This is a genomic window from Flavobacterium sp. LC2016-12, assembly GCF_015351595.1.
Lineage (GTDB): Bacteria > Bacteroidota > Bacteroidia > Flavobacteriales > Flavobacteriaceae > Flavobacterium.
Genome location: NZ_JADKPT010000003.1, coordinates 294,085 through 312,190, shown reverse-complemented (window position 1 = coordinate 312,190; position 18,106 = coordinate 294,085). Strand labels below are relative to the sequence as shown.

21 protein-coding genes are annotated in these 18,106 nt (G+C 31.8%); 5 read left to right on the top strand and 16 right to left on the bottom strand.

Annotated elements, in window-relative coordinates; translation table 11 throughout:
• Positions 1-10: 10 nt before the first annotated feature.
• The 11 genes from IRZ99_RS07805 to IRZ99_RS07755 all read right to left on the bottom strand — a co-directional run bounded on the left by IRZ99_RS07805 (position 11) and on the right by IRZ99_RS07755 (position 7,668).
• Positions 11-580 (bottom strand): hypothetical protein, encoded by a 570-nt coding sequence (locus tag IRZ99_RS07805; RefSeq protein ID WP_194656735.1) that lies wholly within the window; start codon positions 578-580, stop codon positions 11-13.
• A gap of 172 nt (positions 581-752) precedes the next feature.
• A complete protein-coding gene (locus IRZ99_RS07800) occupies positions 753-1,289 on the bottom strand; it encodes a hypothetical protein (RefSeq protein WP_194656734.1) in 537 nt (178 codons plus the stop codon).
• A 172-nt stretch (positions 1,290-1,461) separates the two neighbouring features.
• Entirely contained in the window at positions 1,462-2,025 is a 564-nt protein-coding gene (locus tag IRZ99_RS07795; protein ID WP_194656733.1) for a hypothetical protein, read from the bottom strand.
• Between the two features lie 149 nt (positions 2,026-2,174).
• On the bottom strand, positions 2,175-2,918 hold the full coding sequence (locus IRZ99_RS07790; RefSeq protein ID WP_194656732.1) for a DUF4184 family protein: 744 nt from the start codon (positions 2,916-2,918) through the stop codon (positions 2,175-2,177).
• An 18-nt stretch (positions 2,919-2,936) separates the two neighbouring features.
• Positions 2,937-3,230: a hypothetical protein gene (locus tag IRZ99_RS07785; protein ID WP_194656731.1), complete on the bottom strand. Its 294-nt coding sequence runs from the start codon at positions 3,228-3,230 to the stop codon at positions 2,937-2,939.
• A gap of 177 nt (positions 3,231-3,407) precedes the next feature.
• Positions 3,408-4,190: a hypothetical protein gene (locus tag IRZ99_RS07780; RefSeq protein ID WP_194656730.1), complete on the bottom strand. Its 783-nt coding sequence runs from the start codon at positions 4,188-4,190 to the stop codon at positions 3,408-3,410.
• A gap of 190 nt (positions 4,191-4,380) precedes the next feature.
• Entirely contained in the window at positions 4,381-4,839 is a 459-nt protein-coding gene (locus IRZ99_RS07775; RefSeq protein ID WP_194656729.1) for a DUF4262 domain-containing protein, read from the bottom strand.
• Positions 4,840-5,011: 172 nt separating this feature from the next.
• Positions 5,012-5,362, bottom strand: coding sequence for a hypothetical protein (locus IRZ99_RS07770; RefSeq protein WP_194656728.1), 351 nt, complete (start codon positions 5,360-5,362; stop codon positions 5,012-5,014).
• A gap of 223 nt (positions 5,363-5,585) precedes the next feature.
• Positions 5,586-6,011 (bottom strand): hypothetical protein, encoded by a 426-nt coding sequence (locus tag IRZ99_RS07765; RefSeq protein WP_194656727.1) that lies wholly within the window; start codon positions 6,009-6,011, stop codon positions 5,586-5,588.
• Positions 6,012-6,346: 335 nt separating this feature from the next.
• Positions 6,347-7,051: a hypothetical protein gene (locus tag IRZ99_RS07760; RefSeq protein ID WP_194656726.1), complete on the bottom strand. Its 705-nt coding sequence runs from the start codon at positions 7,049-7,051 to the stop codon at positions 6,347-6,349.
• A gap of 170 nt (positions 7,052-7,221) precedes the next feature.
• A complete protein-coding gene (locus IRZ99_RS07755) occupies positions 7,222-7,668 on the bottom strand; it encodes a hypothetical protein (RefSeq protein ID WP_194656725.1) in 447 nt (148 codons plus the stop codon).
• A gap of 320 nt (positions 7,669-7,988) precedes the next feature.
• Between IRZ99_RS07755 and IRZ99_RS07750 the strand changes: the two genes are divergently transcribed.
• Positions 7,989-8,771: a Ku protein gene (locus IRZ99_RS07750; protein ID WP_194656724.1), complete on the top strand. Its 783-nt coding sequence runs from the start codon at positions 7,989-7,991 to the stop codon at positions 8,769-8,771.
• Here the strand turns inward: IRZ99_RS07750 and ligD are convergent.
• Positions 8,768-11,314 (bottom strand): DNA ligase D, encoded by a 2,547-nt coding sequence (gene ligD, locus IRZ99_RS07745; RefSeq protein ID WP_194656723.1) that lies wholly within the window; start codon positions 11,312-11,314, stop codon positions 8,768-8,770. The genes IRZ99_RS07750 and ligD overlap by 4 nt on opposite strands.
• Before the next feature lie 695 nt (positions 11,315-12,009).
• Here ligD and IRZ99_RS07740 point away from each other — a divergent pair.
• Positions 12,010-13,242 carry a PQQ-dependent sugar dehydrogenase gene (locus IRZ99_RS07740; protein WP_194656722.1) on the top strand — a complete coding sequence of 411 codons (1,233 nt, stop codon included), beginning with the start codon at positions 12,010-12,012 and terminating at the stop codon, positions 13,240-13,242.
• 105 nt (positions 13,243-13,347) lie between these two features.
• Here the strand turns inward: IRZ99_RS07740 and IRZ99_RS07735 are convergent, their stop codons facing one another.
• The 4 genes from IRZ99_RS07735 to IRZ99_RS07720 all read right to left on the bottom strand — a co-directional run bounded on the left by IRZ99_RS07735 (position 13,348) and on the right by IRZ99_RS07720 (position 15,280).
• A complete protein-coding gene (locus tag IRZ99_RS07735; protein ID WP_194656721.1) occupies positions 13,348-13,833 on the bottom strand; it encodes a hypothetical protein in 486 nt (161 codons plus the stop codon).
• An 89-nt stretch (positions 13,834-13,922) separates the two neighbouring features.
• Complete coding sequence (locus IRZ99_RS07730) at positions 13,923-14,222, bottom strand: hypothetical protein (protein ID WP_194656720.1); 300 nt, start codon at positions 14,220-14,222, stop codon at positions 13,923-13,925.
• A 31-nt stretch (positions 14,223-14,253) separates the two neighbouring features.
• Complete coding sequence (locus IRZ99_RS07725) at positions 14,254-14,610, bottom strand: hypothetical protein (protein WP_194656719.1); 357 nt, start codon at positions 14,608-14,610, stop codon at positions 14,254-14,256.
• A 301-nt stretch (positions 14,611-14,911) separates the two neighbouring features.
• A complete protein-coding gene (locus IRZ99_RS07720; RefSeq protein WP_194656718.1) occupies positions 14,912-15,280 on the bottom strand; it encodes a response regulator in 369 nt (122 codons plus the stop codon).
• A gap of 334 nt (positions 15,281-15,614) precedes the next feature.
• Between IRZ99_RS07720 and IRZ99_RS07715 the strand changes: the two genes are divergently transcribed.
• The 3 genes from IRZ99_RS07715 to IRZ99_RS07705 all read left to right on the top strand — a co-directional run bounded on the left by IRZ99_RS07715 (position 15,615) and on the right by IRZ99_RS07705 (position 18,066).
• Positions 15,615-16,037 (top strand): response regulator, encoded by a 423-nt coding sequence (locus IRZ99_RS07715; protein WP_228519046.1) that lies wholly within the window; start codon positions 15,615-15,617, stop codon positions 16,035-16,037.
• 153 nt (positions 16,038-16,190) lie between these two features.
• Complete coding sequence (locus IRZ99_RS07710; protein WP_194656717.1) at positions 16,191-17,633, top strand: ATP-binding protein; 1,443 nt, start codon at positions 16,191-16,193, stop codon at positions 17,631-17,633.
• Between the two features lie 4 nt (positions 17,634-17,637).
• Entirely contained in the window at positions 17,638-18,066 is a 429-nt protein-coding gene (locus IRZ99_RS07705; RefSeq protein WP_194656716.1) for a response regulator, read from the top strand.
• Positions 18,067-18,106: the final 40 nt, after the last annotated feature.

The following is an 18,106-nucleotide window of genomic DNA, read 5'->3' as shown; positions in this document are numbered from 1 at the left end:
TTATGCAACGTTATTTTATTCCAAGTTTCAATTTATAGTTTTTCAAAACTTTGTGTTCTGAACAGTTATATTTATAAGCATAAACTATAAGATTTTCTGCAATACTGTCAATTCCAAAATCTGAATTTACAAATTCTTTGTTCGTTAATATTAGACCTTGTTTAGTTTTTGAAATTATTGCCAAACTTGGTTGAACACAAGTACCGTTTAAATCTACAGGCTTTAACCAATATCTTACAATTGCACTACAAGTTTTGTTTGATTTTAGATTATAAATTGTGTCATAATCAATACACATATTCTCATTTGAATAATCTTTAATTTCATTTCTTGGGAGCGCTCCTTGAGATTTAAAATATTTATAGAGATATTTTTCGACCTCTAATTCGGTTATGCTAATACAATTGTCATTTGAGTTTGGAATGTTTGACAAAATTATAGTTGTATCAATAACTTTCAAATTGTCCTTCTTTACTACACTGTTATTGCTTTTCGGGATTACAATTTCTTTGCTAACAGTATTTTCTTTTCTACAAGAAGTAAAAATCAAAATAATAAGAAATGGTAGAATGCTTTTCATAGAGTTCTATTCGGCTTTTTATAATGTTGCACAACGTTCTCGCGCTACAAGCAGTTTGGGAGTAAATTAAGGCCATTCTTCGGATTTGCCAAATCTTCCAAATACAAAACCAACTTCAAATTAAGCCTAATACCCAAATTGCTTGTAGCGTGCGTTGTGCGTCGTTTTTTGGTTAGTATTTCCACTCGCCTTCATCTTCTGCTTTTTTCTTTATTCCATCGATTAATGACTTCTCATCAATTATTATTTTTTCCCCTTTCAATTTTTTAAACTCTGTGAATATCTGGTGTAAAGCAAAATTATTCCAGTTATATAATCTGTTTAATGTGATTTTTTTCTTAGCGCTTTTGAATACTATCTTATATCCAATTACACTTCCCGTTTTTGATACACGATTTCTAATTTGGATGTTTACTTTCTTAATTTCAAATTTTTCAATCCAATCATTATCAAAATTGCTACCAAAAATATTTATGTTTTCATTTTCAAATTCAATTTTATATACAAATTCTTTTGATTCATCATAAGTTATAAATAAGAAGACAAATAAAAAAAAGAGAATAAATAATATTGAAATAATATTAAATTCACTACAAGAAAATATTGGGATTGATGCAAAAATTAAAAAGACAAAAAATTTAATTTTAATATCTTTTTTGCATCTTTCTTTAAATGGAATTCTTTCAGTTTCAAATATTTTTTTTTCCAAAGATATTTCGTTTTTCCGTTAAAATGACGCACAACGTTTTGGCACTACAGCGGGTTTGGGACTAAATTAAGCCTTGTTTTCGGATTTGCCAAATCTTCCCAAATACAAAATCATTTTTCCATTAAGCCAAATGCCTAAATCCGTTGTAGTGGCTGTTTTGTGCTGTTTATTTTTACCTCAGTTCAAATGAATGAATTATTTTATCCATTTTTCCTATTAGTTTTTGTTTGTTCTTTATGTTTGTCCAAGACATTATTTGATAATAGTTCTCATTATCTTCAATTATTCCAAATCTATAAAACACACTTTTATTGTTTTCAAGTTCTATTCCTGACATTGAAAAAAGATAGGCATTACAGTAATCTATCTTTGTTCTTCCAAAGTCATTCAACTCAAAATTTTTAGTTATTTCTTTAAAATGATTTGTAACTACTTTAAAATATCCGGTTAAATCTGCAGTTGAATTGTGTAATTTTAATCTAATTGCATTTTCAAATCCTTTTTTAGGTTCTTCTAATACAATAAAATATAAATCTTCTTCTTTAATTTGAAATTGGACTTTTGATAATCCGTTAAGGTTGTTTGTTCTTTCAAAATCTGAGGGGACAATTATTGAATAATTATCAGAGATAATTCTTTGAGAATCCTCATTTTTTACTTTCTGACAAGCAGTCATAATTAAAAGTGAAAATAATAATATTAACCGTCTTTGTTTTTCGAACTTTATTGGAAACATAAATTTCATTTTTATTTCTCTGTTTTCTGATAAATAGCACACAACGTTCCCTTGCTACAAGTGGTTTGGGGCTAAGTTAAGATTTATCTTTCGGTTGTCACAAAATTCCCAAATACAAAACCATTTTTCCATTAAGCCAATTGCCCAAATCACTTGTAGCAAGTGTTACCGCCAGTTATTCTTGTTTCCAATGGAGTTAAAATTAATGAAATTATTCCAGCCGAAATTGCTGTAACGATTAGATTTCCATATTGTTTAATTTCAAGTCCATTTAAAATTCTGATTGAAATAATTGTCAAAGTTAGACCTGTAAAAATTGCCCAGTATTTCAAGTTAATTTTTTTATTTACATTGTTTTCTGTAGGTAGTTTATAAAATGAAAGAGCAATTATAAGACCACCAATTAATGTACTAGAATGTTGTAAAATTTTAAATATCGGGATTTGTCCTCCAAAAATGTCAATAGTGTTTATCAAGCTCGGAATGGCTTCAACGAAGTAGCCGTGGTTATGTGTAAAGCTGTCCCAAAATAGATGTGAAGCTGTACCAATTAAAATTGAAATTACCACTACCAACCAATTTTTGTAGAAGAAGCGATTCCAATTAAATTGTTTAAATGTGGAAAGTTTTGACTTTAAAAAAGTCGGCAAGTTTTCAAATAAACTGTTGCGAACTATATTGTGAAAAGTAAAAGCAAGTACTAAACCTAATGGCAAGTCAAACCAAATTATACCTTCTAAAGTGTGACTGTAATTACTCTTAACTCTCATTCTTAAAAAATATTCAAAGTCAGGTGTCAAACTTCCGATTACAAGCCCAGTCAAAGAGAACCATTTGCGGGGCAAATATGTCAATGGTAAAATTATTGCTGGATGTGAAAATGTAAATGGCATTATCTCGATTTTGTTAGTTTAAGTCCAAATAAATTCTATTGCTTTTTTGCTTTCTGGGTCAAACCATTCGGACGCAGATTCTTTATAAAGGGGTTTACCGTTCTTGTCAATTCTTACCAACAGTAATTCACCAACAGGCGCACCGTGTAAATACCGAAGTCTGCCTTTTGAGTCTTCCTTAATTTTTCCATTTTTATATAACTGGTCAAACTTTGGCCAACTGTCAATATTCTCATTGGTAATTATTATTCTTTCCGGGAATTCGTTTTCTTTGGATTTCTTCAGCCCGAAAATGTTCTTTAGAATACTCATTGTTGTCTTGTTTATCGTCTTTATAATTACCGCCAACGTTCTCGCGCCACAAGCAGTTTGGGACTAAATTAGCCTAAACTTTCGGTTTTGCCAAATATTTCTGACACACAACCAACTTCAAATTAAGCCTAAAACCCAAATTGCTTGTAGCGTGTGTTAGCGGATGTTTTTTTATTTTTATAGTGAGATATGGTTAAAAACAGCATTTTGTCTATAACATTTTATTACTAATTTTAATGGTTTATTATAGAAGCCTTCGTTATTTATAATTTGATAAATTCTATAATTTTTGGTGTCATAGTAAGAATTATAATCTGGACAACATTCATATTTATGCCAATCCTTTGATAATTCTTGATAATTTTTTCTAAATCTTATTCTTGTTAAAGGGTCAAACAATTCATTTTCAAGGTTGTGATTTTCATTTGAATAACCATTCAGTACTTCTGTACTATCTTTTTCTGTTACAATTTTACAATTTAATAAAGAAAACATCATTTCAGAAATTACTTTACGACCTGTTCCTAATGTGTCATTTAATTTTAATGTATTCAAAGCCTGACTAAATTCTTGATTGAAATTAGTTTTAGTCTTTTTTACATTTGAAATTGTTTTTTCGTTTTTAAAACCCCAATAATCTCTGTATGTATTTGATAAAAAAGGAATAGCACAACATTGATTCCGTGAATTAATTAATACTAAAATTTTTTGTGGGTCATTCACACTATCAGGTTCAGAACGGAGTTGAAGTTTAAACTCATTTTCTCCATAAGTAACACTTCTAACGAGTTTATAATATTCTATTTGCTTTGATTTACCTTTTCTGAATTGCGGAAAATTATCCATTAAATCGGAAATTGCTTTTTCCAGATTTGGTTCATTATTTAGTTGTTTGCAACCAATTAAACTTATAAACATAAACGCAAAAATAGAAATCCTTATTAATATATTTATTTTCATTATATAATTGATTATCTCTTATTTACGATTTTTTCTCAAAATATCCGCTAACGTTCCCCCGCTACACGCAGTTTGGGACTAAATTAAGCCCATTCTTCGGATTTGCCAAATCTTCCAAATACAAACCAATTTTTCCATTAAGCCTAATGCCCAAATTGCTTGTAGCGTGTGTTGGCGGTTGTTTCTTTATTTAAGCGTTGAATTCTCCAATTATTTTTTGGTCGTAATCATAGTTACTTTCATTCGGAAAATTTCCATTTAAATCTGGAAAAACGAGTTGCAAATATTCATAATTACGCTTTTCATAAAATTTAATTGAAGTTAGAGTATATTCGGTCAAGTCTTCATTACCAACTTTTATTAAGTAAACTGGAAACTTTTCGTTTAAATTATCAAGTCTTTCATTTAAAGGAACTTTTCCAAATTTAAATTTTTCGACATAGTTTTTAATTAGTTCACCTGATAGATTTGGCCCAAGTCCTGAAATGAATAATTCAGGTATTTTAAAGTTTTCAAATATGCCCGTCGAGTACGCAAAAGGAGTGAAGTTTTCTTCTTCCATTATTGCGGTTGTATGATAACCAATATTTTTGATATTGTCATAAACACGTTTAAAATATATTTCCTTTTTATCTTCGTTTTCTTCCATTATCTTGCTTCCGTTGTGAAATAACCGCCAACGTTCTGGTACTACAGCGGGTTTGGGACTAAATTGAGCTCTATTTTCGGATTAGCCAAAACATCCCAAATACGAAACTATCTTTCCATTAAGCCAAATGCCCAAATCCGTTGTAGCACCTGTTAGCAGTAGTAAAGTGATATTATTTGATATTTATTTTTTCGCAATAGAAATCATATTCTCCGTCTTCATAATCAAAAACGTGAAAATTGCAATTTTCCATTTGTCTATTCGCGATATTGTCGATTTGAAGTCCTGTTAGTTGTGGTAAACCGAGGTTAAGAATATCTTTATTATTGATGTTATAGAATTCAATAGAAATTTGAGAATCATTATTGGATAAATCTTGAGTCAAACATAAATTTAAGCATTGTAGAAATTTTTCATTTCCGGTTACTTCATTAGTTAATTCAATTTTTCTAATAAAGAAAGGAGTGATTTCGCCATTACTTCCTTTATTCCCTTTTAGGAAATCAAATTCATTTTCCTTCATAATCAATATTTTACTTTTAATAAGCCTTTTTAGGACACAAGTTCTGGTTTTATTACTGCTAACGTTCTGACGCTACACGAGGTTTGGGGTTAAATTAAGACCTTTCTTCGGATTTGCCAAATCTTCCAAATAGAAGACTATTTTTAAATTCAGCATAATGCCCAAATCTTGTGTAACGGCTGTTATATGATGGTTATTTTTGTCGAAAGTACGATTTTAACAGCTAATTTTTCAATCCTTTAATTTTTAAAACTCTATTTAAAATAATTCCAAAATATGAAGTTAAGACAATTATTAGAGACAAAACTATTTGCCAATATTTTGAATTATTTTCATCAAATATTATTTCGAATTGTGGAATTTGTATTAAAGTCAAAATTAATATTAGTATAGTAAAGAAAACAAATGACTTTAAATTTCGGCTTTTGGATTTAGGATTATATCCCATTAATATTTCTTTTGTATAAATAATTAATATTCCGAGTGTGAAAATATTTGGAATGATAAGATTCCATATTGTGTATTTAGTCGTTACAATATTTCCAAATGTGAAATTGAGAAATGTTATCCAACTAAAAATATAAATAGTAATTAGAATAAATACAATCCAAATTGCTTTAAGTGAAAATTCTAAATTAATTGTTTTCATTTTTTTGCTATTTCGGTCTAATTTCACCCAATTTTCAAGTTTCTGCTTTTCATATTCCTGTTTTCAAGTTTTCGCTATTAAACATCAACTTTTTAAAAACTCGAATTTCAGAATTTCTCTTTTCAATTTTTATGCGCAACTAAATGCGTGATTTTCTTATGATTTTCGTTAGCGTATTTTCGGCGATAACTATCATATAACGTTCTCTCGCTACAAGCAGTTTGGGAGTAAATCAGCATTATCTTTCGGATTTGCCAAATCTTCCAAATACAAACCAATTTTCCCATTAAGCCAAATGCCCAAATTGCTTGTAGCGTGTGTTGTAGCCAGTTTTTTTATCTCATCCAACCTTCAACAATGTAATTTCTTTCGGCAATTTTATAATCCTTATTCCCATTTGAAGGTTCAAACCATAATTCAATTCTTGCACCATATTTATCTCCCCAAGGGCCTTCATAAATTGTAAACTCCCCTGAATAAATTGTAGTTTCAAAATTTTCTACTTTAACTTTTGAGCGTATCTTCATTCTGTCTTCCGATAATTTATCATTTGATGTTATTTCGAAAGCTTTAATATAGAAATTACCTGATTCAGTTGGTTTTTTGTTTGTATAATAGTTGTAAATTCCAGGTTGCCCACCTGATGATAAAATCAAATCATATTTTTCAAATTCCGTTTTAGTTGGTTCGTTTTCTATCGGTTTGTATATTTCAATGCCCTTCGGTATAGTTTTGTTTGCTCCATAATAATCCGGAGGGGAAAAAGTAAAAAAAATAGAGACATAGAAAAAAAGGAAAAAAGAAATTCCGATTTGAGGAATTAAGTAAAACCATTTTTTAATAACAATCTGAACAATTGATGAAGTTATATTGCCTAAAATATTGATAAAAAATATTACTAAAGAAAAATCTATTATTGCATCACTTTTAAAACCATCGCCAATTAAATATATTCCAAAGGGAATTAAGTAGCTTAGAATAGGAATCCACCAAATTTTAAAATATTGGTTAAATGCGTTTTTAATTTTCTGTAATGTCATTGATTTCTTCTTCGGTTCTTTAAAATTGGCTACAACGTTCCCGCGCTACAAGCAGTTTGGGGTTAAATCAGCGTTATCTTTCGGATTTGCCAAATCTTTCAAATACAAACCAATCTTTCAATTAAGCCAAATGCCCAAATTGCTTGTAGTGTGTGTTATGCGATGTTTTTTTATACTTGTCTAAATAATTCAATTAAAGCATATTTTGTAGCAAGATGATGTGCGGGTCTTTCTGAATTTTTATATTCTCCATCAACAACGGAAAATTTTAAAACAATAGCTTTATCATTGTTAAATGTGGACAAAATTTCAATAAATCGTAATATTTCGGGTTTAATATACTCTTCAAAATATTTCGGAAGTTTTTCTTCCTTAACTTCCCATTCATATGTGTAAAAATTCGTGGGATTTACACATTTGTTATTTATGCTACGGGCATATTCTATTTTTTCAGTATCTTTTTCAATATCTAATTTTATTTTTACTTTACCATATCTATCCGAATTCATTCTATAAATTTCATTTTCTCCATATAAAGGAAGTATAGACAAATCTATTTCTTTTAAAAGATTATCTAAAATTTGATGATAAAGACTTCCAATTATTATTTCACTCATTTTTTAAAATTTATAAAGTATAATATGTTTAATTGAATTATTCGATTCTTCCTTTTTTGGCCAAAATATCGCATAACTTATTTATATGTGTGACATAATCACACAAAGCTACCCAAATCAAGGTAGATATGTGTAGTTTTAATCACACATTATTCATTACCAAATATAGCAATTTCTTTTATCCAAATTATATAAATTACGCAACAACCAAAATGTAAAAACCTATTTCAACGCATTATTTTATAAAACATTCCCAATATCATATAATAGAAAATCACGACTCTGCCTTAAATTTAAGGTCAATTTAAAACAAAGAAATCATGAGGTCAATATGGACAGGTTCAATCAGTTTTGGTTTAATTAATATTCCGATTAAGTTATTTTCGGCAGTGCAGGAGAGTAGTCTTGATTTGGATATGCTCGATGCAAAAGACCTTTCAAACATTATATTTAAAAGATTTAATGAAAATACAGGAAAAGAAGTAGCTTACGGAAACATCATAAAAGGTTATAAAATCGAAGACAAATATGTAATTCTGGAGGAAGAGGATTTTCAGGCTGCCGATGCGATAAAAACCAAAACGATTGATATTCAAAGTTTTGTCGCTGAAAAAGAAATTGATAGTATTTACTACGAACAGCCTTATTTTTTGGAACCAGATAAAGGCGCAATGAAAGCCTATGCTTTGCTTCGTGATGCGCTGGCGGCGTCCGGAAAAGTGGGCGTAACGAGTTTTGTGCTGCGAAATAAAGAAAGCCTGGCGATTTTAAAACCCTATAAAGATGTAATTGTTTTAAACCGAATCCGTTTTGAACAGGAAGTTAGGGATCCATCCGAATTAAAACTTCCGCCAGTCGCTAAATCTACAAGTGCAAAAGAAATGGATATGGCTGAAAAATTAATTGATCAGCTAACCGAGAAATTTGATATCAGCAGTTTTAAAGATGAATATACCGCCAAACTTTTAGATATCATTAAAAAGAAAGCCAAAGGAAAAGCGCCTAAAAAACCGACAGAACTTAAAGTGGTCCACAAACAGACAGATGATCTTATGGAAATGCTAAAAGCCAGTCTGGAAACTAAAAAGAAAAAATCATCTTAACTTCTGTGGCGATCTTCAATTTTTTTGATGATTTTTTTGACGTTGGCTCCTTTTTCTAAAACGGGTTTCCATAAATCACCTTTTTTCTCAAAACGACTCAAAACATTTTTGATAGTAAATTGAGACGGATGCAAATCATCGTTTACTTCACTCCATTCTAAAGGTGTAGAAACTGTCGCACCCGGTTTAGGGCGAACGGAATACGGTGCTGCCAATGTTTGCCCATGTCTGTTTTGTAAAAAGTCGATATAAATTTTGCGATCTCTTTTTTTGATGCTTCTTTCCAAAGTTGTGGTATCCGGTAAGCGTGATTGTACTTCTTTGGCTATTAATTCAGCTAAGATTTTAGTCGAATCATAGTCATATTGAGCCCCTAACGGAATATAAACATGTAATCCGGTAGCTCCTGAAGTTTTGCATAAACATTCGGTTTCCAGTTCATCCATGACTTCTTTTACGGTTAAAGCTGTCTTTACAACTTCGGTAAAATCTTGGTTATCAGGATCTATATCGATAACCAGCCAATCCGGATTTTCTATATGCTGTATGGTAGAATTCCACGGATTGATTTCAATACAACCCAAATTTGCCATATAAAGTAAGGTTTCTTTATTGTTGCAAATCAAATAGTTTACATCAGCATCATTCGATTCTGAGAAAATTTTTTTTGTTTTCAGCCAGGACGGACTTTTTTCGACGTCCACTTCTTTTTGGTAAAAACTGGTACCGGCTATTCCGTTTGGGAAACGGTTCATCGATTGCGGACGATTTTTAAGATAGGGAAGTATAAAGTCAGCTACTTCATTGTAATACTGAACAATGTCACCTTTGGTAATTTTGTCATCCGGAAAATATATTTTATTTTGATTAGTCAAATGAAGAACCGTTTTTCCCACTTTCAAATCATAATCATTTTCTGTTTTGTTTTTTTGAGTAGTATCAGTCATTTTTTCTTCTTTTTTTAATTCCGTTTTATTTTTAGTATCAGTTGGCAGAAAAACTTCATTTGGTTTTTTGTCTATTCTCAAACCGAGATAAACGGGATGTCTCAGGCGTTTATCAGCTGTCCATTCAGAGAATTTGATCTGGCAGACCAACTTTGGTTTTACCCACTGAATTGTATCTCGAAGACCTGTTTTTTCAGTTAAAGGAGAGTCGGCAATAAAATACGGCTGTAATTTAGTATACAATTCTTCTAATATTTGTTCTGTAAAACCGGTACCGCATTTTCCAATATACTGAAGTCTTTTTCCGTAATACTGTGCCATTAAAATAGCACCAAAATGCTTTCTGGAATTCTTAGGTTCAGTTATTCCAATAATAATTACTTCCTCCTGATTGGCGGTTTTAATTTTTAGCCAGTCATGTGAGCGTTTGTCTGATAAATAAATACTGTCAGCTTTTTTGGCCACAATCCCTTCTTCTTTATTTTTTGTAGCAAGTTCAAACTGTTTTATTCCGTCTCCAACAGAATGATCGGCATAGAATATATTGTTGAATTTATATTTGTTGAATAGAATTTTTAAAAGCTCTTTTCGATCCAGAGTGGATAGTTTAGTAACCAGGTTTCCATCTAAATTCAACAGATCGAATACATAATATTTTAAATTTCCAAAACCTGTTTTAAGATAATTCTGAAGCAATTGAAAACTGGCTTTGCCTTGTTCATCTTCTACTACAACCTCACCATCTAATACAACTGCATGATCGATTTTTTTTAATTCTTCAGCAATAGGTTTAAAATTGGTATTGAAAGAAATTTCGTTTCTGCTGTATAATTCAACATCTTCATTTGGGTTAATGACCGCGATAGTTCTGTAACCGTCGTATTTGTTTTCGAAAATCCAGTCTTCATCATCAAATGCCTTATCGGTGATTGTGGCCAACATCGGTTTAATGAATTCGGCAGGTTTGTCCGTCTTTTTAATTGTTTGTTGGGTTTGATTTTCTTCTTTAGAAGTTGCTACTTCTTTTGTTTTTTCACCCAAATCAGCTAAAGTCCTTTTGGAAATTACTGATTTATCTTTTTCTAATATGTCGGTATCATTCACATATTTATCATTTTTTTTAATCAGTAACCAGGCATTTTCCTGTTTTCCATTTAATTTAACTAAAGAGAATTCACCTTTGAGTTTTTTACCATTCAGAACAAAACTCAAACGCCCTTTTTTTAAATTTGCCAACAAGGTTCGTTCAGGCGATGCTGTTTTCTCTGAAGGAATATAAGTTCCATTATCCCAAACAATAACATTTCCGGCACCATAATTTCCAGCCGGAATAGTTCCTTCAAAATCTTTATAACTATAAGGATGATCTTCAACCATCATAGCAAGTCGCTTCACATCAGGATCCATTGAAGGTCCTTTTGGAACTGCCCAACTTTTAAGAACACCATCCATTTCAAGTCTAAAGTCATAATGCAAATGCGAAGCGGCATGTTTTTGCACCACAAAAATCAATTTATTGGCAGATTTTTCAACTTTACCTTTTGGTTCTTGTGTTTGCTTAAAATCTCTTTTTTTGTTGTATTTGGAAAGTGACATAAGTTAGAATTGAAGCGTTAGAAAATGAGTGAATAACCCCAAACTATATAGAAATACAGCTTAAAATAATTTACCGAATTGTAATACTGGCTAATACAACAAATATAAAATTGAAAAAGAGGAAAATTTTTATAACATTCAGTCTGACGATTTCATAATTATCAGATTTTATTGCGTTTTGCTTCCCAAGGTTGAAACATTGGGTTATAATTGAATTTTATTGTGACAATCTATTTTAAACCATTAGGACAAAACAAATGCATTACCATATGATTGTAATGTATTAGGATGTTACGTTATGTCTCCCAAGGTTGAAACCTCGGGCTATATTTGAGTTTTATTGCGACAATTTATTTTAAACACAGGCCGAGGTTTCAACCTTGGAGAACAATATAATGCAACGCTATACTATATTAAATCGTTTAGGTCACGTCTCAAAAGTCTATTTCAGAATAAAAACTAAAAGTTAAGACTATTATTGAAATTGTTTGTTATCTAAATAATAAGTTTAAAAAGTAAGCAACGATTAATATTGCTATTCAAATAAATTCGAAAAATATATTTTAACCTGATTTACAATAAATTGTATAAAATTTACGATTAATTATATAAAGTTATTCGTTTCAGATTTTGGATATTTGATGCAAATAACTAGTATTCAGTTAATTGATTATTAATCCTTAACCTACATATCGATGCTACACCGTAACTACATTACCATTTTGTCGAGTGCCTTGCTTATTGCTTGTGGCTGCTCAAATGACAAAGATCCTGTTATAAATCCGGATCCCGGAACACCAACGAACCCGGTAGAAAATAAACCTGCCAATACCACCTATAGTCCGGCCTTTGCAGGACAAACGCGAATTGGTGGTTTACAAACGAATACCGGCTACGAAGGAAAAGTCATAACTTCATCCTTAACTAGCCCGTGGGGAGTAAAAAGTCTTCCTGATGGAAGATTATTGGTTACTCAAAAAGCGGGAACAATGCGTATTGTTACTGTCGCAGGAGAGGTAAGCAGTCCAATAACGGGAATTCCAACAGTGAATCCCGATGGTCAGGGAGGATTGTTAGGATTGTGTCTTGATCCTGAATTTTCTACAAACCGAATGATTTATTGGGTTTTTTCTGAAGCATCATCAGGCGGAAATCAGACGTCAGTAGCTAAAGGGAAATTATCGGCAGATGAAAAAACGATAGAAGGCGCGGTCGTAATTTATCGTGCTAATCCCGCAAACCCTAGTAATCTGCATTATGGCGGACGTATCCTTTTTGATCAAACCGGAAATTTGGTTGTTAGTACAGGAGAACGTTCTGTATTACAAACCAGACCATTAGCTCAATCTGTCACAGCAGCCTTAGGAAAAGTAGTCAGAATAACTAAAAACGGACAAGCCGCAACAGGGAATCCACCCTTTACTGGAGCCGGTGCTTTGCCAGAATTGTATTCGATTGGACACCGAAACCCACAAGGATTGGCTCTTAATCCGGTGACCAACGAAATTTGGCTAGCCGAGCACGGACCAAGAGGTGGAGACGAAATTAACCGTTTAAAACCAGGTGCTAATTACGGATGGCCTGTTATTACCTACGGAATTGAATATGACGGACCAGCAATAGGAGCAGGGATTCAGAAACAAGATGGCATGGAACAACCGGTTTATTATTGGGATCCGGTGGTGTCGCCAAGCGGAATGACTTTCTACACTGGAAATCGTATTCCGGAATGGCAAAACAACCTTTTTATTGGAGCTTTAAGCGGTATGCATATTGTTCGTCTCGCCATAGAAAACAATAAAGTAATTGGTGAAGAAAGACTTTTAGAAGGAGAGGACCAACGTTTTAGAGATATTACACAAGGCAATGACGGAGCCTTATATGCAATTACTGACCAGGGCCGACTTTATAAAATTGACAAGAAATAAAATAAAATAAAATTAGAATTTAAAAAAAGAATGGCGCTATTAATTAGCGCCATTCTTTTTTTATGAATTAGTGTGAAAGATTTTAATTTCTTGGATTTTGACAAATCACTTTGGCGTAAAATAAGCATTTGTTAGTAAAGTGACAGTTATTGAAATAGCATAAACTGCAGTAGCAGTAAGGGCAAAAATAATATGGGCAATGAATAATTGTATGTAAAAGCCTCTGAAATCAATACGCTGCTGAAAATGCGAAATTTTAAAGAAAATCATCCAACTGATGATTCCGATAATTCCACTGGCAATGCCTAGTATAAGCGCGTGTAAAATGGATAATTGGAATATGTTACTTGCCCAAAAGTAATGGTAAACAATTACAAAAAACACCCCAATGCCATAATGTATCATCCAGCCCAATATGTTTTTTGAAGCATTTGAGAGGTTGATTTTAAAATTATGCATCAAATAAGTAAGTAATAAGGGCTCTTTGTATACTTCTCTATAACGCGCGGATGCTGCATAACTAAATAAGGTCATGGTTGATGTTGCGGCAATTGCTACAATTATTATTTGAAAAATTAGATAAAGATTCATAACAGGTAATTTTTTGGAGCAATAAAAATCAATGTGCTTCATCTATTTTTATTGACTATTGAAAATAGATGAAACACATCAATTGATATTTAAGTACTCGCAATTGAATCATTATCTGCTACGCTTTCTTTTTCTGCATTTTTATTGCTGGTGGTTTGCGAAACAGACGAATCTGAATAATTTTTATAGCAGCCAATGGCTAAAAGCGGAATTGCCCATTTTCCAAAAAACGAACCAGCCGAACCATTTCCAGCCAGTTTTAATGTTGCTGCCAGAAACAATGAGCCAGCTCCCACGCACAGAAATGTATTTGACGAAATACCAGAGAATTTCTTTTCTAGTGTTTGCCCTAAATTTGCCAGGTTTTCAGTGTTAAAAATATTTTCCATGATTTTAGATTTATTAGTTAGGGATAGCTATTTAATCAATTTTTAATGAATCTCTATTTCGAATATTTTGCTCTTCTCTGTCGAGATCCGGGTTGTTCAGATGATCGCCTTCGAGATCATTAAGGTCATTATCTGCCAGATCATCTTTATCCAGATTATTTTGATCATCGTATATTTCTTCTTCATCCTCATCTTCTTGCAGGGCATCTAAGAATTCCTGATCCAAATTCTCCTCATCATTTGTAATAGCGTCATCTTCGTTTACTATAGTTTCTTCCTCAGGATTGTCATCGTCTAGCGGAATGTTTTCATATTGATCAACATAACTTGTACTTTCGTCCAGAGGATCTTGGACAGACGATTCTGTAGTTTGATTTAAAGTGTTCATATCTATTGGTTTTAATTATTAATAGTTTCTAATTTTTAAAACCAAATTTAGAGTTGAAAAACGACTTTTACTTACAAGATTCTAATTTCTAATTGTATAATTATCAGTGTTTTGATTTAATTTTATGCAATCAGAACAAAACATTTTACTACAAAGAAAATAATGCAACGTTTAAAATTGCTATCAGTGCATGAAATTTGTAAAATAGTTGTAAAATCATTTTAAGAGTAAAAGCCTGTGAAATATAGCCTTCTCAAAAGTTTCTTTCGTAATTACGAAGAGTTTTTTCTTCAAAAGAGCATTATAAAATTTCTCTTAAGATGTTTTTAAGCTCATTAAAATTACTTGGTTTTGTAATATAATCTTTAGCATCAAGTAATTTTGCCAGATTTGCTGACACAGGAGCTGTGGAGAATATAATAACTGGAATATTTTTAATGGCCTCTCTTTTTTTTATTTCTGCTAAAAGTTCAATACCACTCATTAAAGGCATATTGATATCAAGGAAAATCAAATCTGGATTGATCTCCTTATCAACCAATTTTTGCAGTGCTTCGATAGGATTATGAAGTGCCATATATGATGCTGGTGAGACTGCCTCCAGTGCCTGCTGAAAGAATTCGCAATCATCAAAATCATCATCAATTTGCAAAATATTTTTATACTTCATAGGTGGGGCTATTTGTTTTGACTTTTTTATCGGATAAGCATCCTAGTAAATTTAAATCTTTTTAGGGATAATAAAGTAATTTTTGGACTGTTTTTTTATTGAATAGTAAGATTATGAGTACTTTTTTGAATTAGAGAGATCAAAAAAACTTGCCGTATAAACAAGACGTCTATTTTAGTTTTACGTTTCATTATAATGTTGAGATTGAAACCATATAACATTAATCTGAAATTATGTAAAAGCATAAAAATTAATACTTCCATATTTGTAGGTTATATTGAATAAAATTTAAAGCTAAACCTTGACTCTATTTTTAATTTAAAAGAAAGAATTATTGAAAGAACTTTACACACCAGTAGTACCAAATAAGCAACTGACTTATAGTAATATTTTACAAATTGATGACGATTCAGATGACTGTGAGTTATTCATGGAAGCATTGGAATCAGTGTCTGTGGCTACCTATACCGCAATTTATGATCCGGTAGAAGCATTGCGAAAATTAATACAAAGGGAAATTTCTCCGGATGTAATTTTTCTGGATTTAAACATGCCTCTTATGTCCGGCCTTGAATTCTTAACTGAAATTAAAAAGGAAGAAGGATTAAAAGAAATTCCGATTATTATCTTTTCGACCTCGCAACTGGATGATATCATTCGTGAAGCCATAGCGCATGGGGCCGATGATTTTATATCCAAACCAAACAATTTTAACGACTTAAAGAAGATTTTAAGTCAATATACTTTTTCAGTTTAAGTGTTGGCAGCTTTATCCTTGATTATAGCCGCGGAAGGTTCATCAATACAAAAGACACTTAAAAATAATTTGGAAAAGATTTTATTATTTTTCTTAATTTTATTGAGTAAACGATTGTTGCATAGTGTGATATGGCCTTTTAATTGTAATTAAATGAAATTATCTACTCAAATTTTTGTGGCTTTTACTTTGGTGATTTTGTTGTCCGTTGCGGACTCTTACACCAATTATTTGCTGTCGAAAAAAGTGCAATTGAACTCGCAGTTTCTGGCCAGATCTGAGGAGATTATTCGGAATTCAAATAAAACCCATAAATCGATTATCGAAATGCAGAGTGCTTTTCGAGGTTTTCTGCTGACAGAAGATTATACCTTTCTGGATTCTTATTTTATCGGACTAAAAAGAGTGCCTTTACTAATAAAAGAACAGGAAATTCGTATTGGGAGCAAGAATGAACAACGTGCTATACTAGATTCTATCAGTACGCTTCATAGTGATTGGGTTCGTTATTCGAAAGAATTGATAAAGAGTAGACGAGAATATCCATACTCTTATAAAAATCTTTTTAATACTACTCTGAAGAGACATGTCGGTAAAAATATAAATGACGCTATTTCCGAGAAGTTCACGCGATTTGATAAAATCGAATATAAAAGAAGAAAACACCATACAGAGATGTTGTTAACTTCATTAAAATATGCGCATACTTTTTCTTTTATATTTCTAACGCTTACTGTTATAGTAGGTTTGTTAAGTACAGTGTTTATTATGTATATCACCAATAAAAGAATTACGGCAATGGTTCGTCTTGCTGAAAATATTTCCAAAGGGAATTTTACAATGGTGAAAGATACCAGAAACGATGAGCTGACTGCCTTGTCAAAATCGCTCAACAGAATGTCTGGCAAGCTGGATAAAAATATTCATGAACTTAAAAACAGAAATGCTGAGCTGAATAAGTTTGCCTATGTGGTTTCGCACGATCTGAAAGCGCCAATTCGCGGTATTCATAACGTTGTGAGCTGGATTGAAGAGGATCATGAAAAGGAACTATCGCCAGAAATTAAAAGATATCTCAGTATTATTCCGCAGAAAACAAGACGCATGGAAGCACTTATTAATGGTTTACTGGATTATGCCCGTCTGAACCTGAAAGCGCCTTCAGAAAATATAGATACAAATGCTTTGGTACGTGAAATTGCGGATTCTATTGTTCCGAGAAATTTTAAACTTGAAATAGGGAATCTTCCTGATTTATTTACCGAAAGAATTAAACTCGAACAGGTATTTGCCAATTTGATTAGTAATGCTGTAAAATATACACCACAAGAAGACGGAGTGATTCAGATAAGCTGCAAAACATTTGGGGGCGTTCATGAATTTTCTGTTAAAGACAACGGAATTGGAATTGCAGTAGAATATCACGAAAAAATATTCGAAATATTTCAGACATTACGGGAACAAAATGAACAGGAAAGTACCGGAGTTGGGCTGGCAATAGTCAAGAAAATAATTGATGATCAGCAGGAAAGTATTATTGTTAAATCGAAATTAGGCGAAGGTGCCGAATTTATTTTTACATGGAGAAATAATTAAGCATATGAAAAAGCCAACCATTTTATTAGTTGAAGATGACGAACTGGACGTGATTAGTGTAGAACGATCCTTAAAGAAATTAGAAAGTGAATATGTTCTTCACACGGCTTATAACGGAATTGAAGCCCTAAAAATACTGAGAAACCCGGAATTAGCATTAATTCCCGACGTGATTCTATTGGATATTAACATGCCAAGGATGAACGGAATAGAATTTCTTAAAGTATTGCGGGAAGATAAAAAGCTAAAAGATTTAAAAGTGTTTATCATGACAACATCTTCAGAGGAAATGGATCGTTCAGAAGCAGAAAAATTAGGAATAGCAGGTTATATTATCAAACCGCTTAATTATAATGATAACACAAAAAGATCAGATTCTATGGACGCATTTGTGCAATTTCATTTAAGGAAAATATTGTTTGACGAAATTTAAAACCTGATGATCATCAGGTAAGCTAAAAAAAAAAGTATCA